Consider the following 26,862-nt stretch of genomic DNA (forward strand, 5'->3'; position numbering starts at 1 on the left):
CAGTTTCGCTCCACGCTTCCTCCCCACGGTCGGTCGCCCTTCCGCAGTTGCGCTTCACTTCGCTCGCTGTGGTCAACTTGCCGCGCGACTTGCACCCGCAAGAGTGCGCCCATGCTGGGCGCACAAAGAAATCCAGCCCGAAGGCTGGATTTCTTTACGTCTTGCAACGCTGTTTGGCGGAGCGGACGGGGCTCGAACCCGCGACCCCCGGCGTGACAGGCCGGTATTCTAACCAACTGAACTACCGCTCCACTTCTTTTCATCGACTCGCCCGTCACTGGCGAATCTTGCAGCGCTTTTACCATACCAGCAGCCGCCGATGTTCTGGCGTCCCCTAGGGGATTCGAACCCCTGTACTCACCGTGAAAGGGTGATGTCCTAGGCCTCTAGACGAAGGGGACAGAAACTTGTGATTCTGTCTGTACAGCTTATTCGCTTATCTGACGCAATGTTGCTTCAAATCAGCGAAGACCAAGATTCTAAACAACTTAAAGAATCTTGTGAAGGTTTTTTTGCGACTTCCGATGACTCGAAAACTGCCTTTCAACGCTTCCTTTGTTCTTTGGTGGAGGTAAGCGGGATCGAACCGCTGACCTCTTGCATGCCATGCAAGCGCTCTCCCAGCTGAGCTATACCCCCTTGCAGAACAGAGATGAAATTATATAGGGTTATATAGGGCGTTTTCGCAGTTGTAAATACCTTTTGGTGCGTGAAGCGAAATTTTTTCACTCGCTTCACGCGTTCACGCGCAAGGTATTGACGCGTCGAGTGATTTTTTAGCCCGCCGCCTTTTCCAGGCGCGCCAGCACCGTCTCGCGACCGAACAGCATCAGCACCGCATCGATCGATGGCGTGTGGGTGGTGCCCGCGACCAGCAGACGAACCGGCATCGCGAATTGCGGCATTTTCAGCTTGTGCGCGCCGAGCGTTGCCTTGAGCGCGGCGGCGATCGCCTCCTTGCTCCATTCGACGTCCACGAGCGCCGTGCGCAAATCGGCGATGGCGGGCTTCACCGCATCGGTGACGTGCTGCGCGAAGGCATCGGCGTCGATCACGGGCTCGCGATAGAACATCGCGGCGTTATCGGCGATTTCCTTCACCGTCGATGCCCGGTCCTTCAGCAGCCCGATGACCCGATCCAGCGGCGCGCCGGCGTCGAGCGCCGCCGCGTCGATGCCCGCCGCCAGCAGGAACGGCTTCGCCAGCCCGGCGAGGCGCGCGTTGTCCGCTTCCTTGATGTAATGCGCGTTCAGCCAGTTGAGCTTGTCGTGGTCGTACTGCGCGGGCGACTTGCCGAGATGCTCCAGAACGAACCATTCGACGAACTGCTCGCGCGAGAAAATCTCCGCGTCACCGTGCGACCAGCCGAGGCGCGCGAGATAGTTCACCACCGCTTCCGGCAGATAGCCGTTGTCGCGGTAGCCCGTCACGCTCATCGCGCCGTGGCGCTTGCTCATCTTTTCGCCCTGCTCGTTCAGCACGGTCGGCAGATGCGCGTAGACCGGCACCTCGCCGCCGAGTGCGCGCAGGATGTTGATCTGACGCGGCGTGTTGTTCACGTGATCGTCGCCGCGAATGACGTGGGTGATCTTCATGTCGAGATCGTCGACGACGACACAGAAGTTATACGTCGGCGTGCCGTCCGGGCGCGCGATCACCAGATCGTCGAGTTCCTCGTTGGAAATCTCGATGCGCCCTTTCACCGCGTCATCCCACGCGACCGCGCCGGTCAGCGGATTGCGGAAGCGCACCACGGGCTTCACGCCTTCCGGAATGGCCGGCAGCACCTTGCCCGGTTCCGGGCGCCAGGTGCCGTCGTAGCGCGGCTTTTCGCCCGCTTCGCGCTGACGCTCGCGCAAGGCGTCGAGTTCTTCCGTCGACATGTAGCAGTGGTACGCGAGGCCCTTTTCCATCATCTGCGCGACGACCTCGCGATAGCGGTCCATGCGCTGCATCTGATAGAACGGGCCTTCGTCGAAATCGAGGCTGAGCCACGCCATGCCTTCGAGGATGGCATCGACCGATGCATCGCTGGAACGCTCGAGATCCGTGTCCTCGATGCGCAGCACGAAGGTGCCCTTCATCTTGCGCGCGAACGCCCACGGATACAGCGCGGAGCGGATATTGCCGAGATGGATGAAGCCGGTCGGGCTCGGGGCGAAGCGGGTACGGACTTGGGTGGTCATTGCTGTTTGCTCGATGCAGCACGCGACCCGCAGATCGCGCGCCGCGAAAAGTTGCTCAAAATGAAACGAAATTATACTCGCCGACCGCTTTCCGTCAGGACGGACGCCTTTGTTTTATGATGTGCGCGCCTTTTTCTCAATGCCGCCCGACACGCGCGCGGCATCGCTGGAGCTCAACTTGAAGCCATCGTCATTCCGCCCGTCGCGCCGCGCGTTTTCGCTCGCGGCGGCGTCTTCCGTTCTTGCCGCCTGCACGACTACCGGCGGCACGAGCGCGTCGAACAACACCAATACCACAGCGGCCAAACCCGAGCCGCAACGTCCGGTGCGCATCGGCCTCGCGCTCGGCGGCGATGCGGCGCGCGGCTTCGCGCATATCGGCGTGATCAAGGCGCTGGAAGCGCGCAACGTGCAGGTCGACCTCGTCGCCGGGACCAGCGCCGGTTCGGTGATCGCCGCGCTGTATGCGTCGGGGATGAACGGCATCGCGATCAACAAGCTCGCGCTGACGATGGACGAAGCGTCGATCAGCGACTGGGCCATGCCGTTTCGCGCGCGCGGCATTCTGCAAGGCGTCGCGTTGCAGAACTATCTCAACAAGACGCTCGACAACCGTCCGATCGAGAAAATGGCGAAGCCGCTCGGCATCGTCGCGACCGATCTGCGCAACGGCCAGCCGATCCTGTTCCAGCGCGGCAACACGGGCGTCGCGGTGCGCGCGTCGTGCAGCGTGCCGTCGATCTTCGAGCCGGTGAAAATCGGCGATCACGAGTATGTCGACGGCGGACTGGTGAGTCCGGTGCCCGCCGCGTTCGCGCACAAGATGGGCGCGGATTTCGTGATCGCGGTCGATATCTCGTCGCGTCCGGAAAACGCGCTCACGTCGAGCTCGTTCGACGTGCTGATGCAGACCTTCACCATCATGGGCCAGACGATCAAGGCCTACGAACTCGACAAATACGCGGATGCCGTCATCCGCCCGAATCTCGCCGCGATGAGCAGCAGCGACTTCATCCAGCGCAACGCGTCGATTCTCGCTGGCGAGGAAGCGGTGTCGAAGATGTGGCCGACGCTTCAGCGCCAGCTCGCGGATCGCGGCGTGCGCGTCTGATTCTCTTCGGCGTTTGAAGTAAAAAGGCCACGCATCGCGTGGCCTTGTCGTTTGCGCTCAGCGCAGCGCTTTCACCGTGCTCGCCGTCACATCGGCGGACTGGCCCCCGTAGGTCGCGCGCAGATAGTTCACCAGCGACGCGATCTGCTCGTCGCTGTACGTGCCCGCGAACGAAGGCATCGCCTGCATCGCTTCGACGCCCGCGAACGGCTGCTGTTCGATGCCATCCATCACCGACACGATCAGATTGCGCGGATCGGCCTGACGCAAGGTGGAATTGCCGTCCATCGCGACCGCGACATGCGGCTTGCCCTGCCCTTCGCCGCCGTGACAACCCGCGCACGAATCGAGGTACAGATGGCGGCCCGCCGCGAGTTGCGCGGCATCGGCCGTGACCGATGCGCGCGACGCGAGCGCGGCCGGCGCATCGCCGAGCAAGTAGGTGGACAGTGCGCGCAGATCGTCGGCGTTCAGATGCTGCGTGCTCAGATACACCACCAGATGCATTTCGCCGAACGCGGAACCCTGCTTCGCGATGCCCGTCGCGAAGAACACCTGCAGATCGCTCGCCGTCCAGCCGCGCGCCGCGAGCCCGGGCGGCGTGATGTCCGGCGCGCCGACGCGTCCGAGCACGCCGCCCTGCAGCGGCTTCGACGCGTCGAGCTGACCGAACGCACCGCGCGGCGTATGACATTCGGCGCAGTGTCCGAGCGCGTTGGCGAGATATCGTCCGCGCGTCCAGTCGGCCGATTGTCCCGCCGATGCATCGGGCAACGCGTCTTTCAGGAACAGCATGTCCCAGAAGCGCACCGCAAAACGCACGTTGTACGGAAACTTGAGATCGGGCGCGACGTTCGGCACGGCCGCGGGCTTCTGCGTCATCAGATACGCGTAGATCGCATCGCTGTCCTCGCGCGACATCTGCCGATACGAGGTGTAAGGCATCGCCGGATACAACTTCCCATGCGGCGCGACGCCGTCGTGCAACGCGCCGTAGAACTCGTCCGCATTCCATCTGCCGATGCCGTGATCCGGGTCCGGCGTGATGTTCGTGCCGTAGAACGTGCCGAATTGCGATGCCAGCTTCACGCCGCCCGCGAACGGCGCGCCGCCCCCGTCGCGGTGTGACACGCGGCGCAATCGGCGGCATGCGCGAGATAGCGTCCGCGCGCGATCTGCTCGGGCGAACTCTTAAGCGGCGGCGAGGTGTCGTCATGCCGGCCGCATCCCGTCAGCGCGACTGCTGCGAAAGCCAGCGGTGCAAGGTAACGAGCGAGGATCGACGCCATCATGCTTGGTCCTTCACGAGTCCGGGCGTCGACAGAATCAGATCCTTCACCGCTTCGTAGTAGCGCACGTAGCCCGTGCAGCGGCAGATGTGATCGTTGAGCGCGTCCATGATGGTCGATTCGATCCGGTCCTTCGCCACCGGCTGACGCTTGAGCTTTTCGAGCAGCACGACCGTCGCGTTGACGAAGCTCGGCGTGCAGTAGCCGCACTGGAAGCTGAAATGCTCCAGAAACTTCTGCTGCACCGCCGACATCGCGACGACTTCGCCCTGCTCGTTGCGCTTCGACCGTACGCACAGTCTTGCCGTCGAAGAAATGCGCGCCGTTGATGCAGATGCGCACTTCCTCGCTGACGCCGTCCGCGCCATCGACGATCACCACGCACGCGTGGCAGATGCCTTGTCCGCAACCGAGTCGCGAACCCGTCAGGCCGGCGTATTCGTGCAGAAAATCGATCATCGGCAGGCCGGCGGGCACTTGCATCGGGCCGATCTTGTTGCCGTTGATGGTCATCGAGAGCGAGCGCGTTTCGACGCCCGCCGAAGTTTGAGCGGGCGTCATGCCAGCACCTCCTGAATGTTTTGCGGCGTCACCGGCAGATCGGTGAAGCGATGGCCGATCGCATGCGCGATCGCGTTGACGATGGCGCCGACCACCAGAATCATCACGACTTCGGCGATGCCCTTCGGCGGATCGGTTTCGGACAGCGGCGGCAGCACGTCGCCGGTCTGCGTCCATACCGCGACATCGCTCGCGCGCGGCAAGTGATAGCGGTTGAAATTCCAGGTGCCGTTGCCGGGACCGTCTTCGTACAGCGGCAGATATTCGTGCAGCGCGTGGCCGATGTCCATCGCGAGGCCGCCCTGCAACTGGCCCGATACGAGTTGCGGCGAAAGCTTGTTGCCGCATTCCATGATCGAGTGATGCGACAACAATTCGACCTTGCCGCTCGCCTCGTTCACCGCGAGTTCGACGAGCGTGCCGAGCGCGCTGTAATACGTGACCGACGCGTTGTTGCGCTGCACCGGCGCGATGAACACTTTTTTGCGATCGAGCACGCTATAGCCGTTCGCCGTGATCTTGCCGTTCTTCCCCGCGCCGCTGCCGCTGCCGAAGCGCACCGACAGACCGTCGACCGGAAACTGCTCGACCTGACCGCCGATATCGAACTGCGCTTCGTTCCATTGCCAGCGATTGAACGTGTGCACGATCGCGCCCGTCACGAGACCGAGTTCGTGCGCCTTCTGCACCAGCCGCTCGTAGGCGAGCGGTTCGAGCCCGTCCGCGGTGAGCTTGCCGTCGATCCAGCGCGCATCCTCGATACGCACCACGAACGACGCCGCCTGTCCGCCGCCGATGCCGTGCGACCAGATCGCCATCGCGGCGGGCCACAGGCCATGACGGAACACGACCCGCGCCGCTTCGCGCGTGGCGTGCGTGAAGTAGTAGGCCGAATTCGTCGCGCTCGCTGGCGACATATAATCGGGCGACCAGCGCGGATTCGCGCTCAGCCGATCCTGCTCCGCCTGCGACATGATGTACGGATTGCCGCTCGTCACGACCGGCAGATCCGCCCAGTCGTTGATCGCCATATGCACTTCGGCGGCGGGCTTGCCGAGCCACTTCGCGATCGCGAGCGCCTGCGCGGTCGACGCGCCCGTGCCGATTTCCGCGCCCGAGTGATACAGCGCGATACGTCCGTCGGCCGCGAACTCGACGCGCGCGAACGCGCTTTCCGCGCCGGTGCCGAAGTCCTTCTGCGTGCAGGCGAAACCCACGCCATAACGCATGCCCGGATGCGCGGTCTCGTACTCGGCCTTGCGCTGCACGCGCCTGGTCCACAGCGGATGCGCCTGCGCGCGCAACAGCACGTCTTCGGCGCGCACCGCGCCGGCCGGGATCGCGCCCTGAGTGTTTTTCATGCCCGTGCGCATCACGTTCTTCAGACGCAATTCGATCGGATCGATACGCCATTGCTCGGCGATATCGTCCATTATCATTTCGGTTGCGGCCATGCTTTGCAGCGTGCCGTAACCGCGCGCCGAACCGGCATCGACCGCGCGCGACGATGTCGCCACCGCCGTCAGATCGCTTTGCGGGATGTAGTAGATCGATTGCGCGGCCGTCGCGGCGACCATCGCCACCGACGGCGAGAAGTTGCAGCGGCCGCCACCGTTCGCCGAGAAATCGCCCTTGAAGGCCTGAATCCGGCCGCTCTTTTTATCGATGGCCACGCGATAGCGCATGTCGAACGCGTGACGCTTGAGCGACGTCTGGAACTGCTCGAAGCGATCGTTGGCGAGCCGCACGGGACGGCCATCGCCGTAAATCGCGGCGACCAGACCGTAGAACGGAAAGTTGTAGTGATCCTTCGATCCGTAACCCACCGTGTAGCACGGATGCAGGAACAGATTCTTCACCGCAAACGCCGACTTCGCCGTCATTTCGAGCGCGCTTTCGACCACTTCGTGCGGTCCTTGCGTCGGAATCACCATATGCAGCGATTGCGTCGCGGCGTCGTACCAGCAGTTGGCGTTGTCGGGCTCGAGCGCGGCCGTATCGACCGATTGCGTGCGGTATTGTCGATCGACGACCAGCCAGCCGTCCGCCGGATGATCGAGCGCGCGGGCGATCTGCTCCGCGTGATACGCGCCCTGCTCGTCGAGTTTGCCGTGCGCGTCGGCGCCGGCCCAGACGGGCTCGCGCTTCTTCATCATGTGCGGAAACAGCGGCGTGTCTTTCAGGCTCGAAAACGTGTCGTCGTCGTAGGGCGTGGCGCCGCCGACGCGCACGAAGCGGAACGCCGCCCACGGATCGCGTTCGAGCTGGCCGGTTCGCGCGCCGTAGCGGATCACGCCGTCGCGGAATTGCAGCGTGTCCTTGGCGAAACGGAAGCGTGCGAAGTCGTGATAAATCAGCATCGCGACGGCCTGGCCGAGATACGCGGGCGTCTTGCCCTTCGGCAGCAGCATGTCGTCGCCGTAGAACGCGGGGAACGCGAGTTTGTCGCGCGCGAGATCGTCCGCCGTGACGATGCGATCCGGCGCGAGACCGGCGGCATCGAGCGCGGACAGATCGATGCCCTCGAACGTGCGATCGGCGAGCGTCGTGCGCAGGATGAACGCGTGCGACTGCTGCTGCGGCCAGTGCGGCATGTCGGTGGCGCGGACGTCGCGCGCGAACACTTTCGCGCCGGTCACCTTAGCGATTCCGTCGATGCGGAATTTCGCGTCGCCATTGACGGCATTCCATTACACGGGCGTGAGGATTTTCTCTTCGAACAACGCGGCGAACGCGCGGCTGCCGAGCGGCGCGACGAACACCGAGACACCCGCGAGCGCGCCCGCCTTCAGAAAACCACGACGCGAGAGGCCGAGTTTCCCCATGTACTTCTCCTTCAGTTGATCGCCGCAGGCTCGTCCGCGTCGGGACGGCCGCACGCCGCATCGGGCACGGCTTTGTAGAAATTTGTATGCAATGCGAAACATCGCCACGCGGGCGATTCGGGCCGGATGCAGGGCATGGCCGATCGGCATAGGCTGCCGACTCGCAGCGAGCGCGATTCTAAGTCGCGGGGAAAAGGATCAGGGCTTGAGCGACGTCAAGATCTGTCAAAGATGGGAACTGTTGCGCGCGGATGTGAAAATTGATTGCACGCATGAGCGCTGCATGCCACTGCACGGCACGGCGCGCGGAAACAAAAACGGCGGCTTCGCGAGAAGCCGCCGTTTATCGAGACAAGTCCGACGCGATCAATAATCCGCGTCTTCGATCCACGCCACCTGAATTGCTTCGAGAATCTTTTCGTTGGAGCTTTGCGGATCGTCGTCGAAGCCTTCGAGTTCGGTGATCCAGCGATGCAGGTCCGTGAAACGCACATATTGGGGATCGATATCCTGATGCGCGTCGGTCAGCGCCATCGCGATCTCCTGAGTATCTGTCCACTTCATGGGCGAGCCTCCTGTCAGTGATTTTCCTTGGCGTGGTTAATGGTGTAGCGCGGGATCTCCACCACCAGATCCTCGTCGGCGGGCACCATTGCCTGACATGATAACCGCGAAGTCGGTTCCAGGCCCCACGCCTTGTCGAGCAGATCGTCCTCGAGTTCCTCGGACGGCTCGAGCGCGTTGAAGCCCTCGCGAATGATGACGTGGCACGTCGTGCACGCGCACGATTTCTCGCAGGCGTGCTCGATCTCGATACCGTTATCCAGCAGGTTGTCGCAGATGCTCTTGCCGAGATCGGCGTCGATCACCGCGCCGTCCGGGCAAAGCTCAACGTGAGACAGCACAACGATTTGAGGCATGGTTTTCCGTGAATACAGTGTGTTTCGATGATCAGACGTCGTCGAGCTTGCGGCCCGCGAGCGCGCGCCGGATGCTCTTGTTCATGCGGCGCGCGGCGAATTCGTCGGTGGCGACGGCGAGCGTTTTGATCGCCTCTTCGATCTGCTCGGGCGAATCGCCCTTCATGATCGCGGCGAGTTGCGAAGCCAAGATGTCGATCTGCGCGCGTTCGTCGTCGTCGAGCAGTTCGCTGTCCACGTCCAGCGCGGCCTGCGTCGTTTCGACCAGACGCTGCGCTTCGACCTGCGCCTCGCGCAGCGCGCGGGCGCGCATGTCGACGTCGGCGGTCTTGAAGCTCTCTTCCAGCATGCGAGCGACGTCGTCATCGGCGAGACCGTAGGACGGCTTCACCACCACCGATGCCTCCACGCCCGACGTCTGCTCGCGCGCGAACACGGACAAGAGACCATCCGCGTCGACCTGATACGTCACACGGATGCGCGCCGCGCCGGCCGCCATCGGCGGAATGCCGCGCAGCTCGAAGCGCGCGAGCGACCGGCAATCGGACACGAGCTCGCGCTCGCCCTGCACGACGTGAATCGCCATCGCCGTCTGGCCGTCCTTGAAGGTCGTGAAATCCTGCGCGCGCGCGGTCGGAATGGTCGAATTGCGTGGGATGATCTTTTCCGTCAGACCGCCCATCGTTTCGACGCCGAGCGACAGCGGAATCACGTCGAGCAGCAGCCAGTCGTCGCCTTCGCCGCGACGGTTGCCCGCCAGCAGATCGGCCTGAATGGCCGCGCCGAGTGCAACGACCTGATCGGGATCGAGATTGACGAGCGGCGGCTGGCCGAAGTACGTCTCGACCGCGCGGCGAATCACCGGCATGCGCGTCGCGCCGCCGACCAGCACGACGCCCTTGATGTCCTTCGGCGTGACTTTCGCATCGCGCAGCGCCTTCTTCGTCGGGCCGAGCGTGCGGGTGACGAGCGCTTCGGTAATCGCGGCGAACTGCGCTTCCGTCACGGCGACGTCGATTTCGCGTCCCGTCGAAAGCGTCGCCTGCACGCGCGTTTCGGGCGCATCGGACAGCGCTTCCTTCGCCGTGCGCACGCGATCGAGCATCAGACGCACGTCTTCCGGCGCATCGAGCGCGACGCCCGCTTCCGCGAGCACATGGCGATACAGCGCGTGATCGAAATCGTCGCCGCCGAGCGCGGAATCGCCGCCCGCTGCGAGCACTTCGAAGACGCCTTTGGTGAGCTTGAGAATCGACAGATCGAAGGTGCCGCCGCCGAGATCGTAGACGGCGTACAAACCTTCCGCGCCGTTATCCAGACCGTAGGCGATCGCCGCCGCCGTCGGCTCGTTCAAGAGACGCAGCACGTTGAGGCCCGCGAGTTTCGCGGCATCTTTCGTGGCCTGACGTTGCGCTTCGTCGAAATAAGCGGGCACGGTGATCACCGCGCCGACGAGGTCCTCGCTCAGCGTGTCTTCCGCGCGATAGCGCAGCGTCGCGAGGATTTCCGCCGACACTTCGACCGGGCTCTTCACGCCGTCGACGGTACGGATCTGCACCATGCCGGGCGCGTCGATAAAGTCGTACGGCGCGTTCTCCGCACACTCGACTTCGCTCTTGCCGCGGCCCATGAAGCGCTTGACCGACACGATCGTATTGCGCGGATCGATAACCGCCTCTTCCTTCGCGATCCGGCCGATACGCCGGCCGCCCTTCTCCAGATAGCGCACAACCGACGGCAGCAGCACATGGCCATCTTCGTCGGGCAGCGCTTCGGGCACGCTGTTGCGCACTGCCGCCACGAGCGAGTTCGTGGTGCCGAGATCGATGCCGACTGCCAAGCGCCGCTGATGCGGCGCCTGGCTGGGTTCTGAGATTTGCAGTAAAGCCATCGTTGGTCTTATGGGGTTATGCGCGGCGAGCTACCTTGTACCTCAGGCGTGCTCCAGCCGCTCGATTTGCGCGCCGATCTCCGTCGCCACGCGCTCGATGAACATCAACTGCCGCACTGCTTCGCTCGCCGCCTGATCCGACTGACTGTCGATCAGCGCTTCGAGCTTGGTGAAACGCACGCGTTCTTCGTCGCGCAATTCGTCGAGCAGCGCTTCGAGCGCGCCGATATTCTTCGCGCTCGCGGCATCCTCGATATTTTCGCGCCATTCCATTTGCTGCATCAGAAAGGCCGGTTCCATCGCGGTGTTGTTCTCCGCGCCGACGTCGATGCCGCGCAGCGACAGCATGTAGCGCGCGCGCTTCAACGGATCGCGCAGCGTCTGATACGCCTCGTTCGCGCGCGTGGCCCATTGCATCGCGAGACGCCGTTGCGCATCGCCCGCCGATGCGAAGCGGTCCGGATGCACTTGCGCCTGCACCGTGCGATACGCATCGTCGAGCTTCTGCGGTTCGACGGCGAATTTGGACGGCAGATCGAAGAGTTCGAAGTGACTGTCGTTCAGGGAAGCCATGAGCGTGCGTGTAATCAGTGTGCGCGAATGAAAAAGGCGGCACGCGCCGCCTCTTTTGCCGATGCTGCCGGCGCTGTCCGCATCAGACGCGGAACGACTCGCCGCAGCCGCACTCGTCCTTCGCGTTCGGATTGTTGAACTTGAAGCCTTCGTTCAGGCCTTCGCGCGCGAAGTCCAGTTCGGTGCCGTCGAGATACGGAAGACTCTTCGGATCGATCACGATCTTCACGCCCGACGTTTCGAACACCGTGTCTTCCGGTGCGAGTTCATCGACATATTCGAGCTTGTACGCGAGACCCGAACAGCCCGTCGTGCGCACGCCCAGGCGCAAACCGACGCCCTTGCCACGTCGCGTCAGATACTTCTGCACATGCTGCGCTGCTTTATCCGTCAACGTGATTGCCATAGTCTTTCGCTTCTCTTCGCGCTTTTTTTGCTGCATCGGAACGCCATGCGTCATGGCGTCCATGTTCCTGATTTACGCCGCTGCCTGCTTCGATTCGGCTTCCGCTGCTGCGGGCGCCGCCGCGCCGTGGCGCTGCTTGTAGTCGGCGACCGCTGCCTTGATCGCGTCTTCCGCGAGAATCGAGCAGTGAATCTTCACCGGCGGCAGCGCCAGTTCTTCGGCGATCTGCGTGTTCTTGATCGACATTGCTTCGTCGAGCGTCTTGCCCTTCACCCATTCGGTGACGAGCGAGCTCGATGCGATCGCCGAACCGCAGCCGTAGGTCTTGAACTTCGCGTCTTCGATCACGCCGTCCGCGCCGACGCGGATTTGCAGCTTCATCACGTCGCCACAAGCCGGTGCGCCGACCATGCCGGTGCCGACCGTGTCGTCGTCCTTGGCGAACGAACCGACGTTGCGCGGGTTTTCGTAGTGATCCAGAACCTTGTCGCTATAAGCCATGATGCAAATTCTCCGTGTATTCGATGTCGTGCAGCCCGCGCGTCGTGCTTAGTGCGCGGCCCACTGGATGCTCGAGATGTCGATGCCGTCCTTGTGCATTTCCCACAGCGGCGACAGATCGCGCAGCTTCGCGATCTTGCCCTTCAGCAGGTTGATCACGTAATCGACGTCCTGTTCCGTCGTGAAACGGCCGACGGTGAAGCGGATCGAGCTGTGCGCGAGTTCATCGTTGCGGCCGAGCGCGCGCAGCACGTACGACGGCTCCAGCGACGCCGACGTGCACGCCGAACCCGACGACACCGCGACATCCTTCACCGCCATGATCAGCGATTCGCCTTCGACGAAATTGAAGCTGATATTGAGGTTGTGCGGCGCGCGGCTTTCCATGTCGCCGTTGACGTACACCTCTTCGATCTCTTGCAGGCCCTTCATCAGACGGTCGCGCAGCATGCGGATGCGCTCGTTTTCCGTCGCCATTTCCTCGCGCGCGAGCCGGAACGCTTCGCCCATGCCGACGATCTGGTGCGTGGCAAGCGTCCCCGAACGCATGCCGCGCTCGTGACCGCCGCCGTGCATCTGCGCCTCGATCCGCACGCGCGGCTTGCGGCGCACGTACAACGCGCCGATGCCCTTCGGGCCGTACGTCTTGTGCGCCGAGAACGACATCAGATCGACCTTCAGCTTCTGCAGATCGATTTCGATCTTGCCGGTGGCCTGCGCTGAATCAACGTGGAAAATGATGCCCTTCTCGCGCGTGATCTCGCCGATCGCGGCGATGTCCTGAATCACGCCGATTTCGTTGTTCACGTTCATCACGGAGACGAGGATCGTGTCCGAGCGAATCGCCGCCTTGAGCACGTCGAGGTCGATGAGACCGTCGTCCTTCACGTCCAGATACGTGACTTCGAAGCCTTCGCGTTCGAGATCGCGCATGGTGTCGAGCACGGCCTTGTGCTCGGTCTTCACCGTGATGAGATGCTTACCCTTGCTCTTGTAGAAACGCGCCGCGCCCTTGATGGCGAGGTTGTCCGACTCGGTCGCGCCCGACGTCCAGATGATCTCGCGCGGATCGCAATTAACGAGCGCCGCGACGTTCTCGCGCGCTTCCTCGACCGCACGCTCCGCATCCCAGCCGTACTGGTGGCTGCGCGAGGCCGGATTGCCGAACTGCTCGCGAAGATACGGAATCATCTTGTCCACCACGCGCGGATCGACCGGGGTCGTCGCGCTGTAATCCATGTAAATGGGCAGGTGGGGAATATCGTTAATCATCAATCGCTCCGGGAAAATCGGTCAATGCTCTGGCAAGGTCGCTCATTCCGCGCATCGGACGTTCCGTGCGCGGCGGCGCGCGTCAGCCGGCCAGATTGAAAATGGAATTCGGTCCTTTCGGCACCACGCGCGTGGCCTCGACATTCGCGGACTCGGCGCGACGATCGCGCAGCACCGCCGCCGAACCTTCGCGGGCGCGCTGCTGGTCGACCAGATCTTTCAGCGACACCGAATCGAGGTACTCGACCATCTTCTGGTTGAGCGTCGCCCACAGTTCATGCGTCATGCAGTGGCCGTCGTGCTGCTTGGTGCCTTCGCACGTGCCCTTGCCGCCGCATTGCGTGGCGTCGATCGGTTCGTCGACCGCGATGATGATGTCGGCCACCGTGACGTTTTCCGCCCGGCGCGCGAGGTTGTAACCGCCGCCCGGTCCGCGAACCGATTCGACGATTTCATGCCGCCGCAACTTGCCGAACAGTTGTTCGAGGTAGGACAGCGAGATGCGCTGGCGCTGGCTGATGCCTGCCAGCGTCACCGGGCCCTGCTCCTGGCGCAATGCCAGGTCGATCATCGCCGTGACGGCGAAACGGCCTTTCGTGGTGAGTCTCATGATGGGGGCTAACCGTTAATACTCGATGGTTTTTATCAAGTATAAATAGCCCACAGTTTTAGTCAAGTATGCGGTCAAAATATGTAGGCAATTAACTGACCGATCGCGCCGGGTTCAGACGACCAGTTGGGCCCGCAGCGCCTTCAGCAAGCCTTCGCAGGCGTCCTCGCACTGGTCGAGCGCGCGTTCGAAACCTTCCTCGCCGCCGAAGTACGGATCGACGATCACGCGACTGTCGTCGCGCGTGGCGAATTCCATCAGCAAACGAATCTTGTCGCGCTGGTCCGGGGGACAGATCGCGGTCAATGCGGCGGCGTTGGAATCGTCCATCACGAGAAACAGGTCGAAGCGCGAAAAGTCGGCGGCGGCGATCTGGCGTCCGCGCAAGGCGGAAAGATCGTAGCCGCGCTTCTTCGCCGCGTGCTGGGCGCGCTCGTCGGGCGCGTCGCCTATATGCCAGTCGCCCGTGCCCGCCGAATCGATCACGATGCGCTCCGACAGCTTCGCCTGCTCGACGAGATCGCGCATCACCGCTTCCGCGCTGGGCGAGCGGCAGATGTTGCCGAGACAGACGAAACAGACGGCGATCGAGTTCATCGGGACAGGGGGAAGTCGTTTGATGGTAGCCGCGAGCAGCCCGAAAATGCGTCCCGAATTATACAAACGGGCGCGAAAACGCGCCCGAATTGCCGGTATCACGGCGTTCGCATCGACCTCAGCGGCCATCGCGGTGGATATCGTGCGTCACGAAGCGCGACTCGTTGTTCGGCATCTCTCCAGCCAGTCGCGATGCGTAAGCGTGCGGCGGATATCTTCGAGTCCGCTCGCCCAGTGTTCGCGCATCGTCGAAAAGCCGAACTGATAGTCCTTGAAATGCCCTTCGTATTCCTTGTGCCGGTAGATCAGATGGACGATGTTGTAGTGCTTCGAGCACGCCAGTTCTTCCGCGAGCTTGCACCATTCGTCGCTCTTGCAAACATCGTCGGGCAGCAGATCGAGCACATGCCGCAGCACGTTTCGATAGCGCTGCGCGCGCTGCATCTGATCCGTGACCAGGCGCGTGCGGCTGGAAAACTGCACGTCCTTCACGCGCCCCATCACGTCGACGATATTGTCCGGCACCGGCCCGCGCGCGCTCCAGAGATCGACCTGAAACGCGAGCGTATCGCGGCGCGGCGTGGCTTGCGCGATTTCGTAGAGCGGCGTGTTCGACATCAGACCGCCGTCCCAGTAGAACTGGCCGTCGATTTCGACCGCCGCAAAGCCCGGCGGCAGCGCGCCCGACGCGATGAAATGCTCCGCGCGCAGCTTGATTCGCGTGTTGTCGAAGTACGCAAAGTTGCCGGTTGCCACGTTCACCGCGCCGACCGACACGCGTGTCTCGCCCGAATTGATGCGATCGAAATCGCACAGGCGCTCGAGTGTCGCCTTGAGCGGCGTGGTGTCGTAATAGCTCGCGGTTTGCGGCGAACCGGAGGTGATCGGCGATGGCGGCGGAAAGCGCGGCACGAAAAAGCCCTTCTGCCCTTCGACGAGCGCGCCGACCGCCTGCATGGCCGTGAACGCCTTGCGCACGGCATCGGCGGAATCGAACAGCGCGCGTTCGACGACGGCCGGAATCGGCAGACCGAACGCGGGCTGGCAGATCGTCTCCCAGAATTCGAGCAGCCGCATCACGCGATGCTCGGGCGCGTTGCCCGCGATGATCGCCGTATTGAGCGCGCCGATCGAAATGCCCGCGATCCAGTTCGGATGAATGCCGACCTCGTGCAAGCCCTGATACACGCCCGCCTGATACGCGCCGAGCGCGCCGCCGCCCTGCAGCGTCAGCGCGATCGTTTCGTAAAGCGGCAGATCGATGCGCCGCTGCGCCTTCGCCGCTTGCGCGGCGTTTTCGCTGTTGTCGTTTTCCGCCATGCGTCGCCGCCTCCTTATTGCATGAACCAGCCGTGGCTGACGACAAACGATTGCCCTGTGAGCGCGGCCGTCTCGAACGCGGACAGGAACAGCACCGTCTGCGCGACATCCTCGACCGTGGTGAACACGCCGTCCACGGTGCCGCCGAGCATCACGCGCTTGACGACTTCTTCCTCGCTGATGCCGAGCTCCTTCGCCTGCTCGGGAATCTGCTTGTCGACCAGCGGCGTGCGCACGAAGCCCGGACACACGACATGCGAGCGCACGTTGTGCTTGGCGCCTTCCTTCGCGAGCACGCGCGCGAGTCCCAGCAGACCGTGCTTCGCCGTCATGTAAGCCGATTTGAGCGGCGACGCTTCGTGCGAATGCACCGAACCCATGTAGATCACCACGCCGCCGCGATCGTCCTTGTACATGTGCTTGAGCGCGGCCTTGGTCGTGAGAAACGCGCCGTCGACGTGGATCGCCATCATCTTTTTCCAGTCGGAATACGCGTAGTTTTCGATCGGATTGACGATCTGGATGCCCGCGTTCGACACAAGGATATCCACCGAGCCAAATTCCGCCGCCACTCGGTCGATGCCCTGATTGACGGCCTCCTCCTTCGTGACGTCCATCGCGACGCCGATCGCACGGCCGCCCTTGCCGCGAATCTCTTCGGCAACGGCATCCGCGCCCGACTGATTCAGATCAGCGATGGCGACCGCCGCGCCCGTATCGGCGATGCGTGAGCGCGATGGCGCGGCCAATGCCGCTGGCCGCTCCCGTGACGACCGCGGTCTTTCCGTCGAGTTTGCTGTTCTGTGACATGAAACCTCCAATCCGCTGATGAATGAGGTGAATGACACCATGCGACGCCGATTGCCGGCAAGCTGGCCGATCGGCATAAGGAAATTAACGTGGGAAGTCGAAACGCCTGTGAAAATGCATATGACTTTTGGCTGACTGGCCCCGACTGCCCGAGAAGTTTATTGTGCATGAAGCATTCGCTGCTCTGCAGCAATGGCGCCGCCGGGCCCTCGGCTAAAATAGATGCCCTTCGCGCGCCTTCGCCTACAACACGTTTCATTGCTCTTGTCGGGCTTATCGTCATGCTCAGTTACCGTCACGCTTTCCACGCGGGCAATCACGCCGATGTGCTGAAACACGCCATCGTCGTGCAAATGCTTCGTTATCTCGGCCAGAAGGACAAGCCGTACTGGTATATCGATACGCACGCCGGTGCGGGCGTCTACTCGCTGACCGAGGGTTTCGCAACCAAGAACGCCGAGTTCGATACGGGCATCGGCCGCCTGTGGGACCGCGCGGACCTGCCGATGCTCGTCGCCGATTATGTCGACGAAGTGAAAGCGCTGAATCCGGATGGCGATTTGCGGTTCTATCCCGGTTCGCCCTATCTCGCTTACTGGCAGATTCGCGAACAGGACCGCATGCGTTTGTACGAGATGCACAGCACGGAAATCGACGTGCTGCGCCACAACTTCCGCGATGCCGGCCATCGCACGATGATCTACGAAGGCGACGGCTTCGACGGCATCAAGGCGATCTTACCGCCCGCGCCGCGCCGCGCGCTGACGCTGATCGATCCGTCATACGAGGACAAGCGCGATTACGCGCGCACGCTGACGTGTCTGGAGGAATGTCTGAAGCGCTTTGCGACGGGCACGTACGCCGTCTGGTATCCGCTCGTCACGCGCATGGAGTCGCAGCGTTTCGGCGATCAGTTGAAGGCGATCCAGCCGAACGGCTGGCTGCACGCCACGCTCACGGTCAAAGCGCCGCCCACGGACGGTTTCGGCCTGTTCGGCAGCGGCATGTTCGTGCTGAATTCGCCGTACACGCTGGCGGCTGCGTTGAAAGAATCGCTGCCTTTTCTCGTCGATACGCTCGGCGAGGACGCGCAGGCTTCATTCAAGCTCGAACATCGCGCGGATTGATACGCGGCTCAAGGGTAGGTAAGGCGTTTGCGGTGCGCGCCGACGCCCGCCGCTGTATCCCGACGACGACGTACTGTTCTGCCCCGTCGGATACTCGACGTACGGCGAGACTACAATCGGTTGCTGTTCCTGCTGTTGAAGAATGGGCAAGGTATCCATCTGGACCATGCCGGACGAATTGAGCGACGCGGTTTGCAGCACCGTGCCGGGTACGCCGCTATGAATGCCGGTTTCCGTATCGAGAATCAGCGGCTCGCCGCCGGGCTTAGCGAACGCCGTCTGCGCGACGCTCAGACAAAGTGCGAGCGCGAAGCACGCGCACGCCGTTTTCTTCGTCGAATCATTGATGTGGCCCCGCATCGTTCGCTCTTTTCTGTAGACGAAAACGGCTTTACCTTACCCCGGTGGCAAGCTTTAGGCTAGGCGTTTCGACACACAACCGGCTTTCCCTGGAGCAAAGATGAAACGAACAACGACCCTGCTTGCCCTCGTCACCGCGCTGTGCAGCGCCACCGCTTTCGCCCAGACCGCCGCGCCCTCGCACGACAGCATGCCCGGCATAAAAATGGACAAGCCGGCGGCTGAGTCCGATTCGCCGTCGACCGCCGCGTTCCAGGCCGCCGATCATTCGATGATGTCGGGCATGTCGAACATTCAGTACACGGGCGACGCCGATCGCGATTTCGTCGCGCATATGATTCCGCATCACGAAGGCGCGGTGGAAATGGCGAAGGTCGAACTGAAGTACGGCAAGGACGCGCAACTGCGCAAGCTGGCGAAAGACATCATCGCCGCGCAGGACAAGGAAATCGCGTTTATGAAGAAGTGGCTGGCGGCGCATCCGCAAAAGTAATGCGCGTAACGCGCAAAGCGCGAAGAACGCAGCAAGAACGACAAAGCCCCGCGATGCGGGGCTTTTTGCTTTCGGTATTCGGCGCTACCGAGGGCGCTGGCCTGGCTACGGCTTAGATATTGTAGCCGTTCGTTTCGAGCGCGCGGATACGCTTTTCGAGCTGAACGACATCCGACGATTGCGCCAGATATTCTTCACGACGGCGTTGTTCAGCGGCTTCGAACCAAATGCTCAGTTTTTCGAGAATGATTGCAAACATGATGTACTCCAGAGATTTCGCAAGTCCCTGGCTTGAATTCGGGTCAGGGATTACCTGGTAAGGGATAACCCGAGGTATAGCGAAGAATTTTGGCAGTGTGCAAGCGAAATGCTTGAACACTGTGCATAGTGTTGCGAAACGGTGCGCGCGCCAAAATCGTGCAAACCACTGATTTATCAGTTCTAATTCGCCTGATGCTCGCAGCACGCCCGTACTTTTGCACCATTATCGTGCAATTGGTCGGCCAGACCATCCAGAATCGGGCAACCGGGGCGATCGTCGCCGTGGCAGCTCAACGCAAGCCGCGACAGCGTGTCGCGCATGTCCGTCAGTTCGGCGATCCGCCGGTCGAGTTCGGCGACATGTTCCAGCGCAATCGACTTGACCTCCGCGCTCGCCCGCGACCGGTCCTGCCAAAGCGCCAGTAACTTGCGAATATCCTCGACGAGAAATCCCAGCCTCCGCGCCTGCCGCACGAAGCGCAGCACATGCACTTCCTGCGCGCCGTAGACGCGATACCCCGAGGACTTGCGCCCGACCGGGTTCAGCAGGCCGACGCTCTCGTAATAGCGGATCATCTTCGCCGTGACGCCCGATGCGCGGGCCGCTTCGCCAATGTTCATTCGCCGCTCATTTAAAATTCTCGCTCCGACTCTACACCTTCCCATCATGGCAAGATATACGATGTCGTCAATCGAATCCTTTTCAAGAGGGGTACCGGAATGACCGAATTCGAAGTTCAGGGCATGAGTTGCCAACATTGCGTCGCCGCCGTCACGCGCTCGATCCACGAGATCGATCCGCAAGCGCAGGTGAAAGTCGATCTGGCGAGCGGCAAGGTCGCGGTCGAATCGACGCAAACCACCGATGCGCTCAAGGAAGCCATCGACGAAGCGAGCTATACCGTGCTCGGCACGACGTCGGCATGACCGCGGGCAAGCCGCTCACGGTCGCGCTGATCGGTGCGTCCGGTTTGCTGGGGCGAGCCGTCGCGAAGGAGTTGGCGGGCATCGACGGCTGGCGGGTCGTGCGCACCGCGCATCGTCGCGCCGACGCGGACAGCGTGGGCCTCGACATCTGCAATCACGATGCCTTGCGCACCTTTCTGTAGGCCGAAGCGCCGGATGCGATCGTCGTCGCGGCGGCCGAGCGCCGCCCGGATGTCTGCGAGAACGATCCCGCGTTCGCGCGGGCGCTGAATGTGGACGCGCTCGCGGCCATCGCCGTCGAGGCGCGCGCGCTGGGTTCATGGGTGTTGTCGATCTCGACCGACTACGTGTTCGACGGCGCATCGCCGCCCTACCTTCCCGACGATGCACCCGCGCCGCTCAACGCGTACGGCCGCAGCAAGCTCGAAGGCGAGCGCGCGCTGCTCGCCGCCGATCCCGCGTCGTGCGTACTGCGTCTGCCGCTGCTTTACGGGCCGTGCGTCGACTGGAGCGAATCGGCGGTGACGAGCCTGACGCCCGCGATCGTTGCATCGGCCGGAGCGGATAGTTCGCCCGCCACGATGGATGCATGGGCCACGCGCTATCCGACCTACACGCCGGATGTCGCCGTGGTGATCCGTCAGATGCTCGAACTCCGCGCGACAGGCCGGCCGGTCGCGGGCATCGCGCAATGGTCGGGCGACGAACCGATGACGAAGTTCGATATCGCCGAACGGATCGCGCGCGTGCTGAAGGTCGATGCGAAACTCGTCGCGCAGCGCACGCCGACCGATTCGACGCCGCGTCCGCGCGACTGTCATCTCGATTCGGACCGGCTGGAAGCGCTCGGCATCGGCCGACGCACGCCGTTCGATGCCGCGCTGACGACGCTCCTCGCGAACTATCCCGACCTGCCGCCGCGCTGATTTCAGTGAAAATCGCGGCTCGACGCGGACAGACGTCCCAGCAACGCGCTGTGATCCTCGAGCCGCTGCGCCACCAGATGCCACACGTCGCCCTCCTTCTGCCAGACGCCAGACGCCGTGCACGCCGAGCAGCGACGCGCCCAGCAACACCTTGCGTTGCTTCTCGACGAGCCCCGGCCAGACGATCACGTTGATGGAACCCGTCTCGTCCTCGATCGATACGAAGATCGTGCCGTTCGCCGTGCCCGGCCGCTGGCGCACCGTCACGATGCCGCACGCGCATACGAAGCGCCCGTTGCGCACGTTGCCCAGCTCCGCGGCGGTCTTGAAGCGCATCTGCACAAGCCGTTCGCGCAGCAAGGCCAGCGGATGACGATTGAGCGTGAGCCCGAGACTCGCGTAATCGTCGACGATTTCGCGGCCTTCCGATGCTTGCGGCAAGACGAGTTGCGCTTCGGGCATCGGCGCGTCGCGCAGCAGTTCCGGCGCGCGCTGCTGCGCGGTCACCGCCCACCACGCTTGCCGCCGATGTCCCGCGATGCTCGCCAGCGCATTGCCGGCGGCGAGCGCTTCGAGTTCGCGGCGCGATAACGCCGCGCGACGCGCGAGATCGTCGACATCGGCGAAAGGCGCCAGCGCGCGCGGCCATGACGCGTTCGGCCGCCGCCTGCGACAAACCCTTGATCAGTTGCAGACCAATGCGCACGCCCGGCCCGCGCGCGCCGAATTTCGCGGGAGACAAACCGATGCGCGTTTTCAGTTTGCGCGCGCCGCGCCGCATGGTCTTTCTGAAAATCTGCGGCGGCGTGGGCGTGACATAAAACTGCTGACGACGCTGCTCCGTCGCTTCGTCGGGCATGACGCGCTCGCCCGTGCCCGGCGCTTTTTCGAGTACCGATTCCCAGTCGCTCAACGACACATCCGGCGCGAAAACCTGCACGCCGTGACGACGCGCATCCTGCACGAGTTGCGACGGCGAATAGAAACCGAGCGGCTGGCTGTTCAGCAAGCCCGCCAGAAACGCCGCCGGTTCGTAACGCTTGATCCACGCGCTGATATAAACGAGCAGCGCGAAACTCGCCGAATGACTTTCCGGAAAGCCATATTCGCCGAAGCCCTCGATCTACTTGCACACGCGCGACGCGAACTCCTCCTCGTAACCGCGTGCGAGCATTTTCGCCGTGAGATCGGCCTGATACTTCTCCAGATTGCCGCTGCGCCGCCACGCGGCCATTGCGCGACGAAGCTGATCGGCCTGTTCCGCCGAATAGCCTGCGGCGACCATCGCGAGTTTCATCACCTGTTCCTGAAAGATCGGCACGCCGAGCGTGTGGCCCAACACGGGAAGCAGCTCGTCTTTCGGATAACTTACCTTTTCCAGACCCTGCTTGCGACGCAGATAAGGATGCACCATGCCGCCCTGAATCGGTCACGGCCGCACGATCGCCACTTCGATCACGAGGTCGTAATACGTCTGAGGCCGCAAGCGCGGCAGCATGCCCTGCTGCGCGCGCGATTCGATCTGAAACACGCCGACGGTATCCGCGCGACAGCACATCTCGTAGACCGCCTTGTCCTCGCGGCGAATATGGCTCACGCCGAAATCGGGGATGCCACGCCTGAGCGCCACGAATTCGAGCGCGCGGCGAATCGCCGACAACATGCCGAGCGCGAGCACGTCGACCTTCAGCAGCTTGAGCTGATCGATATCGTCCTTGTCCCACTGGATCACGCAGCGGTCTTTCATCGCGGCGTTTTCGATCGGCACGAGCCGCGACAGGCGTTCGCGCGAGATCACGAAACCGCCGACATGCTGCGACAGATAACGCGGAAATCCACGCAGTTCACGCGTCAGCCGAATGAGATGCCGCGTGACGTGCGAATCCTCCTTGAAGCCCGCTTCCTTCAGATAACCCGCCACCGCCGACGGCCCGTCCCACCATTGCTGCGACTTGCCGATGCGCTCGATCAACGACGCGTCCAGCCCGAGCGCGCGGCCGACGTCCTTCAGCGCGCTGCGCGTGTGATACGTGATGACCGACGCCGCCAGCGATGCCCGATGCCGCCCGTACTTCCGATAGATGTACTGGATGACTTCCTCGCGCCGCTGATGCTCGAAATCGACATCGATATCCGGCGGTTCGTTGCGGGCGCGCGAGATGAAGCGTTCGACCAGCATGTTCATCTCGACCGGATTGATTTCGGTCACATACAGGCAATAGCAGATGACCGAATTGGCCGCCGACCCGCGCCCCTGACACAGGATATGGCGACCGCGCGCGAACGCGACGATATCGTGGACCGTCAGGAAATACTTCTCGTATTCCAGATCGGCGACGAGTTCCAACTCCTTGTCGATGGTCGCGATCGTGTGGGCATCGAGCCCGTTCGGCCAGCGTTTGAGTGCGCCGGCCATCACCAGTTTGCGCAGATAACTCGCGGGCGTTTCGCCGCGCGGCACGAGTTCCTCGGGATATTCGTACTTCAGTTCATCGAGCCGGAACGTGCGGCGCGACGCCACCTTCAGCGTCTCGGCAATCGCTTCTTTCGGATACAGCGCGCCGATACGCAGACGCGTGCGCAGATGCCGCTCCGCGTTCGCTTCGAGCGCATAACCGCACGCGGCGAGCGGCCGGCCGATGCGGATCGACGTCAGCGTGTCCTGCAAAGGCTTGCGCGAGCGCGCGTGCATCAGCGCGCCGCTTGCCGCGATCAACGGCAAACCGCTCGCCTCGGAAATGACGCGCGTGGCGGCGAGCCGTTCGTCGTCGCTGCCGTCCTGCCACAACTCCAGCGCGAGCCACGCGCGTCCGGCCGCGAAACTCGCCAGCCAGTGCGCTCGATCGAGCGTCTCGGCGAGCGTCGCCGCGCGCTGCGGCACGAGGATCAGCAGGCAATCGGGCAAATGCTTCAGATGCGCGATATCGCTACGCAAGTCCGTTGCATCGAGCGCGCCGGACGAGGCGGCGGGATCGGTGAAATCCTCCGGCACGATCCGATAGCTGCCCTTCGGCGAACGCGAGCGCGCCAGCGAAATCAGCTCGGACAGATTGCCGTATCCCGTGCGATTGGTCGCGAGCGCGATCAGCGTGCAGAACGGCGCGCCATCGGCATCGGTGAGATGCAGTTCGCTGCCGATGATCAGCTTCAACGTGCGTCGTTTCGGCAACGGCCGGCCTGCATCCTGCGCGGCTTTGGCTTCGGCATCCGCCGCGGCTTCGATATCCTCGATCGCCACATGCGCGCGCACGACGCCCGCGAGCGAGCATTCGTCCGTGATCGCAAGCGCGGTATAGCCGTGCTCGAGCGCCGTCATCGCGAGCTCTTGTGGATGCGATGCGCCGCGCAGAAACGAGAAATTGCTCAGGCAATGCAGTTCGGCATAGTCGGGCAGCAAGGCCGACGAAAGCACCGAACCTTCTCCGCTGCCGCCGAGATCGATGACGTCGCTCAGATCTTCCATCGCGTCATCATCCGAAAAAACCGTGCAGGAACCACGAACCGCTCAGCCGCTCGCGATACACCCAGAACATGCGGCCGTGGTCGCCGTCGGCGACGTAGTAATCGCGCTGCACGCCGTTGCCGTCCCACCATCCCGCCTCGATGCGCTCCGTGCGGCTGATCAGCTTCAACGGCCGGCGATAGTACGGCCGCTCGTTGCGCAACATCAGCTTTTGCGGCGCTTCGAGAATCCAGCACGGACGCGGCTGTGAAGGAACGGCGCGGTCGGGAAGTTCGAGCGATTCGTCGATTTCGGCGTCTTCGGCTTCCGCTTCAATTTCCGTTTCCTCGGACGCCGGCTCTTTGGCTTTTTCCGTCTTTTTACCGCGTCTGGATTTGGCCTCGCGCGCAGGCTGATACGCTTCGATGCTCATCGCCGCTTCCGGCCGATGATCGTCCCGCTCCACCAGTTGCACGACGTTTTCCGCGCCGAGCCGCGCGCTCAGACGTTCGAGCAACTGCGCCATCGACTCGTTGTCGGAAGTCGGCATGGGAAACAGCGTGTCCGACGGTGGCGCGTGCTCGCTGACCTGATCCGCGAACAGCTTCATTTCGATGACCGGTGCGACAAGCGTCGCCTGATTCAGCTTTTCGCGCAGCAGCCAGAGGATGTGGTCGGCATCGCGCGTCGGCACGGCCCACGCGATATCGAGCGTCGATGTCTTCGGCGCGTGACGCGCGGCCAGTTCATGCTCGAGCAGCAAGGAAAACTTGCTGACCGCGGCATGATGCGCGCTCAGCCAGCCGACGAGTTGCAGCACGAGCCGGCGCGATGCGAACAGCAACGCCTCGGCGCTGTCCACGCGCGCCTGCAATTCGAGCCGCGCCTCGAACGATGCCGGTGCGCAAAACGCCTCGCGCGGATCGGCCGCCTGGCCGTACGCCTGCGCGAGCCACTGCAAGATACCCGGCCCGAACCGGCGCGCGACGCCCTTGCGCGGCAAGCGACGCAAATCCGCCAGCGTCGCGCAGCCGATCTGCTCGAACACATTGCCATGCGATTCCGCCGACGGCACGAGCGACACCGGCAAAGAGTCGAGCACGCGCACGAGCGTCGTCTCTTTCACGATACGCACCCGACGCGTCACGCGACGCGTGCGCGCATGCGCGAGCAGCCACCCGCCCCAGGCGGTCGGTGCACAGCCCATGCGCGAAGTGAAGCCGCAGCCTTTCACCGTCGACGTCACCTTCGACAACAACGCGCGCAATCCGCCGAACAGCCGCGTGCTCGCGCCGACTTCCAGCAGCACCGTGTTGGCGTGCGCGAGCACGACCTTCGGTGTAAACACGAGCAACGCCAGCGCGACGGATTCGAGCGCGCGCTTTTCCTCGTCGATATCGACCGCGAGCAGCGTCAACTGCGGCGCCAGCGCAAACGCATGCGAACGCGTGCTGCCCGGCCGCACGCCGAGCCGAAACGCGACGAGGTCGGGCATCAGGATGCGCGCGTGATCGGCAAGCGCGAAGCATGGTTGCTCGGCGTCATCGGTCGCGCGCGCGTCATTTGCCGTCGATGTCGCTCCAGGCGAAGTCGAATTCGCCGATGCGGGCGGCATCGATGGCGGCTTGACTGCTTCGAGCGATAAAAGCGGCAATGTCACCGCTATCCACAACATGTCTGACCTCTCGTACTTTGCTTCTCCTCGCCTGATGCGCGCGGCGAATCGGTTCGGGCAACGCGGGCATCTGTACAGGCAGGCGCAATTGCAGCGGTTTGCCGAGCAACGGACCACGCCGCTTGATGATGTCGATCTCGAGCATGACGGTCTGCATCCACTCGCGACGGTTCATCGACTGCGCGTTGGCGGGGAGGATCGGCTTGCAGATCATCCGCAGCGGCGCAGCCGACGATTGCTTTGCGGCCTTGAGCGGCCGGAACAGAAAAGCCAGCGATTGCGCTTCCTGCGTGGCGACTTGCAGCCGTCGCAATGCTTCCGGGCGCGCTTGCGGCAACCAGATCAACACCGCGCCGATCCCTTCCTGCTTCAGCGACTGCTCCGCGGCCCACAACACCTGATCGTCGGGCGCTCTGACCCAGACGAGTTTGTTCGTCGGGATATTCATCGCTCGAAACGCGGCGAGATTCGGCGCCCAAGGCGGCGCGACAAAGATGACGGATCGCCCTCTATCCGCAGTCAACTCGCGAAGCGAGCGCGCAAGCAGCCTGATTTCCCCTACGCCGGCCTCTTCGATTAGCAATTCGGTGACGGAACCGGGCGTCCATCCCGCGCCGGGCAGCGCCAGATCGAGCGCACGATGACCGCTCGACAGGTAGTGTGCAGAATGATGTGCAAAAACGCTGAGGCGGCAGGAGCGCAGAGGCAGGGGTGGCCGTGGTGTAAGTTGATGAATGTCCAGTTCGTCAACCTGCCCTCGGGAGGGCTTACGCCATGGC

The 26,862-nt window shown here is 63.0% G+C and carries 21 protein-coding genes, 3 tRNA genes and 6 pseudogenes; 5 read left to right on the forward strand and 25 right to left on the reverse strand.

Features of this window, described 5'->3' with window-relative positions; all coding sequences use genetic code 11:
- Positions 1 to 174: 174 nt before the first annotated feature.
- The 4 genes from BVER_RS13935 to gltX all read right to left on the reverse strand — a co-directional run bounded on the left by BVER_RS13935 (position 175) and on the right by gltX (position 2,186).
- Positions 175 to 251, reverse strand: a tRNA-Asp gene (locus BVER_RS13935).
- A 74-nt stretch (positions 252 to 325) separates the two neighbouring features.
- Positions 326 to 401: transfer RNA gene (locus BVER_RS13940), tRNA-Glu, on the reverse strand.
- Positions 402 to 563: 162 nt separating this feature from the next.
- Positions 564 to 639: transfer RNA gene (locus BVER_RS13945), tRNA-Ala, on the reverse strand.
- 137 nt (positions 640 to 776) lie between these two features.
- On the reverse strand, positions 777 to 2,186 hold the full coding sequence (gene gltX / locus BVER_RS13950; RefSeq protein WP_050453824.1) for a glutamate--tRNA ligase: 1,410 nt from the start codon (positions 2,184 to 2,186) through the stop codon (positions 777 to 779).
- Positions 2,187 to 2,364: 178 nt separating this feature from the next.
- Between gltX and BVER_RS13955 the strand changes: the two genes are divergently transcribed.
- Positions 2,365 to 3,297 (forward strand): patatin-like phospholipase family protein, encoded by a 933-nt coding sequence (locus BVER_RS13955; RefSeq protein ID WP_232316542.1) that lies wholly within the window; start codon positions 2,365 to 2,367, stop codon positions 3,295 to 3,297.
- A 57-nt stretch (positions 3,298 to 3,354) separates the two neighbouring features.
- Here BVER_RS13955 and BVER_RS13960 read toward each other — a convergent pair.
- The 15 genes and pseudogenes from BVER_RS13960 to BVER_RS14025 all read right to left on the reverse strand — a co-directional run bounded on the left by BVER_RS13960 (position 3,355) and on the right by BVER_RS14025 (position 16,872).
- A pseudogene (locus tag BVER_RS13960) lies at positions 3,355 to 4,589 on the reverse strand (c-type cytochrome).
- Positions 4,586 to 5,147 (reverse strand): annotated as a pseudogene (locus tag BVER_RS13965) ((2Fe-2S)-binding protein). The pseudogenes BVER_RS13960 and BVER_RS13965 overlap by 4 nt, the downstream one beginning before the upstream one ends.
- Positions 5,144 to 7,741, reverse strand: coding sequence for a xanthine dehydrogenase family protein molybdopterin-binding subunit (locus BVER_RS13970; RefSeq protein ID WP_370444253.1), 2,598 nt, complete (start codon positions 7,739 to 7,741; stop codon positions 5,144 to 5,146). Before BVER_RS13970 ends, BVER_RS13965 begins: the two are co-directional and overlap by 4 nt.
- A 96-nt stretch (positions 7,742 to 7,837) precedes the next feature.
- Positions 7,838 to 7,972, reverse strand: a complete 135-nt coding sequence (locus BVER_RS36275) for a twin-arginine translocation signal domain-containing protein (protein WP_370444252.1) — start codon at positions 7,970 to 7,972, stop codon at positions 7,838 to 7,840.
- A 366-nt stretch (positions 7,973 to 8,338) separates the two neighbouring features.
- The gene (iscX, locus tag BVER_RS13975) at positions 8,339 to 8,536 is read right to left on the reverse strand and encodes a Fe-S cluster assembly protein IscX (RefSeq protein WP_050453825.1); all 198 of its coding nucleotides are present in this window, start codon (positions 8,534 to 8,536) and stop codon (positions 8,339 to 8,341) included.
- Between the two features lie 14 nt (positions 8,537 to 8,550).
- Positions 8,551 to 8,892: an ISC system 2Fe-2S type ferredoxin gene (fdx, locus tag BVER_RS13980; protein WP_050453826.1), complete on the reverse strand. Its 342-nt coding sequence runs from the start codon at positions 8,890 to 8,892 to the stop codon at positions 8,551 to 8,553.
- A 31-nt stretch (positions 8,893 to 8,923) separates the two neighbouring features.
- A complete protein-coding gene (gene hscA, locus BVER_RS13985; protein ID WP_050453827.1) occupies positions 8,924 to 10,783 on the reverse strand; it encodes a Fe-S protein assembly chaperone HscA in 1,860 nt (619 codons plus the stop codon).
- Between the two features lie 42 nt (positions 10,784 to 10,825).
- Complete coding sequence (gene hscB, locus BVER_RS13990) at positions 10,826 to 11,356, reverse strand: Fe-S protein assembly co-chaperone HscB (protein ID WP_050453828.1); 531 nt, start codon at positions 11,354 to 11,356, stop codon at positions 10,826 to 10,828.
- 82 nt (positions 11,357 to 11,438) lie between these two features.
- On the reverse strand, positions 11,439 to 11,762 hold the full coding sequence (iscA, locus tag BVER_RS13995) for an iron-sulfur cluster assembly protein IscA (RefSeq protein ID WP_050453841.1): 324 nt from the start codon (positions 11,760 to 11,762) through the stop codon (positions 11,439 to 11,441).
- Between the two features lie 72 nt (positions 11,763 to 11,834).
- Positions 11,835 to 12,263 carry a Fe-S cluster assembly scaffold IscU gene (iscU, locus tag BVER_RS14000; RefSeq protein WP_050453829.1) on the reverse strand — a complete coding sequence of 143 codons (429 nt, stop codon included), beginning with the start codon at positions 12,261 to 12,263 and terminating at the stop codon, positions 11,835 to 11,837.
- A gap of 48 nt (positions 12,264 to 12,311) precedes the next feature.
- A complete protein-coding gene (locus BVER_RS14005; protein ID WP_050453830.1) occupies positions 12,312 to 13,535 on the reverse strand; it encodes an IscS subfamily cysteine desulfurase in 1,224 nt (407 codons plus the stop codon).
- A gap of 82 nt (positions 13,536 to 13,617) precedes the next feature.
- Positions 13,618 to 14,145, reverse strand: coding sequence for a Fe-S cluster assembly transcriptional regulator IscR (iscR, locus tag BVER_RS14010; protein WP_050453831.1), 528 nt, complete (start codon positions 14,143 to 14,145; stop codon positions 13,618 to 13,620).
- A gap of 114 nt (positions 14,146 to 14,259) precedes the next feature.
- Positions 14,260 to 14,742 carry a low molecular weight protein-tyrosine-phosphatase gene (locus BVER_RS14015; RefSeq protein WP_050453832.1) on the reverse strand — a complete coding sequence of 161 codons (483 nt, stop codon included), beginning with the start codon at positions 14,740 to 14,742 and terminating at the stop codon, positions 14,260 to 14,262.
- A 118-nt stretch (positions 14,743 to 14,860) separates the two neighbouring features.
- Positions 14,861 to 16,062 (reverse strand): annotated as a pseudogene (locus BVER_RS14020) (DUF3734 domain-containing protein).
- Positions 16,063 to 16,076: 14 nt separating this feature from the next.
- Positions 16,077 to 16,872: pseudogene (locus BVER_RS14025) on the reverse strand (3-hydroxybutyrate dehydrogenase).
- A 281-nt stretch (positions 16,873 to 17,153) separates the two neighbouring features.
- Here BVER_RS14025 and BVER_RS14030 point away from each other — a divergent pair.
- The gene (locus BVER_RS14030) at positions 17,154 to 17,999 is read left to right on the forward strand and encodes a 23S rRNA (adenine(2030)-N(6))-methyltransferase RlmJ (protein WP_050453833.1); all 846 of its coding nucleotides are present in this window, start codon (positions 17,154 to 17,156) and stop codon (positions 17,997 to 17,999) included.
- Here the strand turns inward: BVER_RS14030 and BVER_RS14035 are convergent.
- Positions 17,970 to 18,359 (reverse strand): hypothetical protein, encoded by a 390-nt coding sequence (locus tag BVER_RS14035; RefSeq protein ID WP_050453834.1) that lies wholly within the window; start codon positions 18,357 to 18,359, stop codon positions 17,970 to 17,972. The two genes, BVER_RS14030 and BVER_RS14035, sit on opposite strands and share 30 nt — an antisense overlap.
- 100 nt (positions 18,360 to 18,459) lie before the next feature.
- Here BVER_RS14035 and copM point away from each other — a divergent pair, with 100 nt between their 5' ends.
- Positions 18,460 to 18,852 carry a CopM family metallochaperone gene (copM, locus tag BVER_RS14040; RefSeq protein WP_050453835.1) on the forward strand — a complete coding sequence of 131 codons (393 nt, stop codon included), beginning with the start codon at positions 18,460 to 18,462 and terminating at the stop codon, positions 18,850 to 18,852.
- Between the two features lie 112 nt (positions 18,853 to 18,964).
- Here copM and BVER_RS31570 read toward each other — a convergent pair whose 3' ends face one another.
- Both BVER_RS31570 and cueR read right to left on the reverse strand, forming a co-directional pair.
- On the reverse strand, positions 18,965 to 19,111 hold the full coding sequence (locus tag BVER_RS31570; protein WP_157056066.1) for a DUF3563 family protein: 147 nt from the start codon (positions 19,109 to 19,111) through the stop codon (positions 18,965 to 18,967).
- Between the two features lie 182 nt (positions 19,112 to 19,293).
- Complete coding sequence (gene cueR / locus BVER_RS14045; RefSeq protein ID WP_050453836.1) at positions 19,294 to 19,734, reverse strand: Cu(I)-responsive transcriptional regulator; 441 nt, start codon at positions 19,732 to 19,734, stop codon at positions 19,294 to 19,296.
- 99 nt (positions 19,735 to 19,833) lie between these two features.
- Between cueR and BVER_RS14050 the strand changes: the two genes are divergently transcribed.
- Both BVER_RS14050 and BVER_RS14055 read left to right on the forward strand, forming a co-directional pair.
- The gene (locus BVER_RS14050; RefSeq protein WP_050453837.1) at positions 19,834 to 20,040 is read left to right on the forward strand and encodes a cation transporter; all 207 of its coding nucleotides are present in this window, start codon (positions 19,834 to 19,836) and stop codon (positions 20,038 to 20,040) included.
- Positions 20,037 to 20,966, forward strand: a pseudogene (locus BVER_RS14055) (dTDP-4-dehydrorhamnose reductase family protein). The gene BVER_RS14050 and the pseudogene BVER_RS14055 overlap by 4 nt, the downstream one beginning before the upstream one ends.
- 2 nt (positions 20,967 to 20,968) lie before the next feature.
- On the opposite strand, the pseudogene BVER_RS14060 reads toward BVER_RS14055, so the two are convergent.
- The 3 genes and pseudogenes from BVER_RS14060 to imuA form a co-directional block, all read right to left on the reverse strand.
- Positions 20,969 to 24,408 (reverse strand): annotated as a pseudogene (locus BVER_RS14060) (error-prone DNA polymerase).
- Positions 24,409 to 24,436: 28 nt separating this feature from the next.
- Positions 24,437 to 26,083: a Y-family DNA polymerase gene (locus BVER_RS14065; protein ID WP_198155257.1), complete on the reverse strand. Its 1,647-nt coding sequence runs from the start codon at positions 26,081 to 26,083 to the stop codon at positions 24,437 to 24,439.
- Positions 25,968 to 26,825: a translesion DNA synthesis-associated protein ImuA gene (gene imuA, locus BVER_RS14070; RefSeq protein WP_157056067.1), complete on the reverse strand. Its 858-nt coding sequence runs from the start codon at positions 26,823 to 26,825 to the stop codon at positions 25,968 to 25,970. Before imuA ends, BVER_RS14065 begins: the two co-directional genes overlap by 116 nt.
- Positions 26,826 to 26,862: the final 37 nt, after the last annotated feature.

This window comes from Candidatus Burkholderia verschuerenii, from assembly GCF_001189365.1.
Classification (GTDB): domain Bacteria; phylum Pseudomonadota; class Gammaproteobacteria; order Burkholderiales; family Burkholderiaceae; genus Caballeronia; species Caballeronia verschuerenii.

What these genes read in the sequence shown, in the direction of transcription:
- gltX (WP_050453824.1), bottom strand. Translation starts at nt 2,186, where the DNA reads ATGACCACCCAAGTCCGTACCCGCTTCGCCCCGAGCCCGACCGGCTTC.
- BVER_RS13970 (WP_370444253.1), bottom strand. Translation starts at nt 7,741, where the DNA reads ATGCCGCACTGGCCGCAGCAGCAGTCGCACGCGTTCATCCTGCGCACG.
- BVER_RS36275 (WP_370444252.1), bottom strand. Translation starts at nt 7,972, where the DNA reads ATGGGGAAACTCGGCCTCTCGCGTCGTGGTTTTCTGAAGGCGGGCGCG.
- iscX (WP_050453825.1), bottom strand. Translation starts at nt 8,536, where the DNA reads ATGAAGTGGACAGATACTCAGGAGATCGCGATGGCGCTGACCGACGCG.
- fdx (WP_050453826.1), bottom strand. Translation starts at nt 8,892, where the DNA reads ATGCCTCAAATCGTTGTGCTGTCTCACGTTGAGCTTTGCCCGGACGGC.
- hscA (WP_050453827.1), bottom strand. Translation starts at nt 10,783, where the DNA reads ATGGCTTTACTGCAAATCTCAGAACCCAGCCAGGCGCCGCATCAGCGG.
- hscB (WP_050453828.1), bottom strand. Translation starts at nt 11,356, where the DNA reads ATGGCTTCCCTGAACGACAGTCACTTCGAACTCTTCGATCTGCCGTCC.
- iscA (WP_050453841.1), bottom strand. Translation starts at nt 11,762, where the DNA reads ATGGCAATCACGTTGACGGATAAAGCAGCGCAGCATGTGCAGAAGTAT.
- iscU (WP_050453829.1), bottom strand. Translation starts at nt 12,263, where the DNA reads ATGGCTTATAGCGACAAGGTTCTGGATCACTACGAAAACCCGCGCAAC.
- BVER_RS14005 (WP_050453830.1), bottom strand. Translation starts at nt 13,535, where the DNA reads ATGATTAACGATATTCCCCACCTGCCCATTTACATGGATTACAGCGCG.
- iscR (WP_050453831.1), bottom strand. Translation starts at nt 14,145, where the DNA reads ATGAGACTCACCACGAAAGGCCGTTTCGCCGTCACGGCGATGATCGAC.
- BVER_RS14015 (WP_050453832.1), bottom strand. Translation starts at nt 14,742, where the DNA reads ATGAACTCGATCGCCGTCTGTTTCGTCTGTCTCGGCAACATCTGCCGC.
- BVER_RS14030 (WP_050453833.1), top strand. Translation starts at nt 17,154, where the DNA reads ATGCTCAGTTACCGTCACGCTTTCCACGCGGGCAATCACGCCGATGTG.
- BVER_RS14035 (WP_050453834.1), bottom strand. Translation starts at nt 18,359, where the DNA reads ATGCGGGGCCACATCAATGATTCGACGAAGAAAACGGCGTGCGCGTGC.
- copM (WP_050453835.1), top strand. Translation starts at nt 18,460, where the DNA reads ATGAAACGAACAACGACCCTGCTTGCCCTCGTCACCGCGCTGTGCAGC.
- BVER_RS31570 (WP_157056066.1), bottom strand. Translation starts at nt 19,111, where the DNA reads ATGTTTGCAATCATTCTCGAAAAACTGAGCATTTGGTTCGAAGCCGCT.
- cueR (WP_050453836.1), bottom strand. Translation starts at nt 19,734, where the DNA reads ATGAACATTGGCGAAGCGGCCCGCGCATCGGGCGTCACGGCGAAGATG.
- BVER_RS14050 (WP_050453837.1), top strand. Translation starts at nt 19,834, where the DNA reads ATGACCGAATTCGAAGTTCAGGGCATGAGTTGCCAACATTGCGTCGCC.
- BVER_RS14065 (WP_198155257.1), bottom strand. Translation starts at nt 26,083, where the DNA reads ATGTTGTGGATAGCGGTGACATTGCCGCTTTTATCGCTCGAAGCAGTC.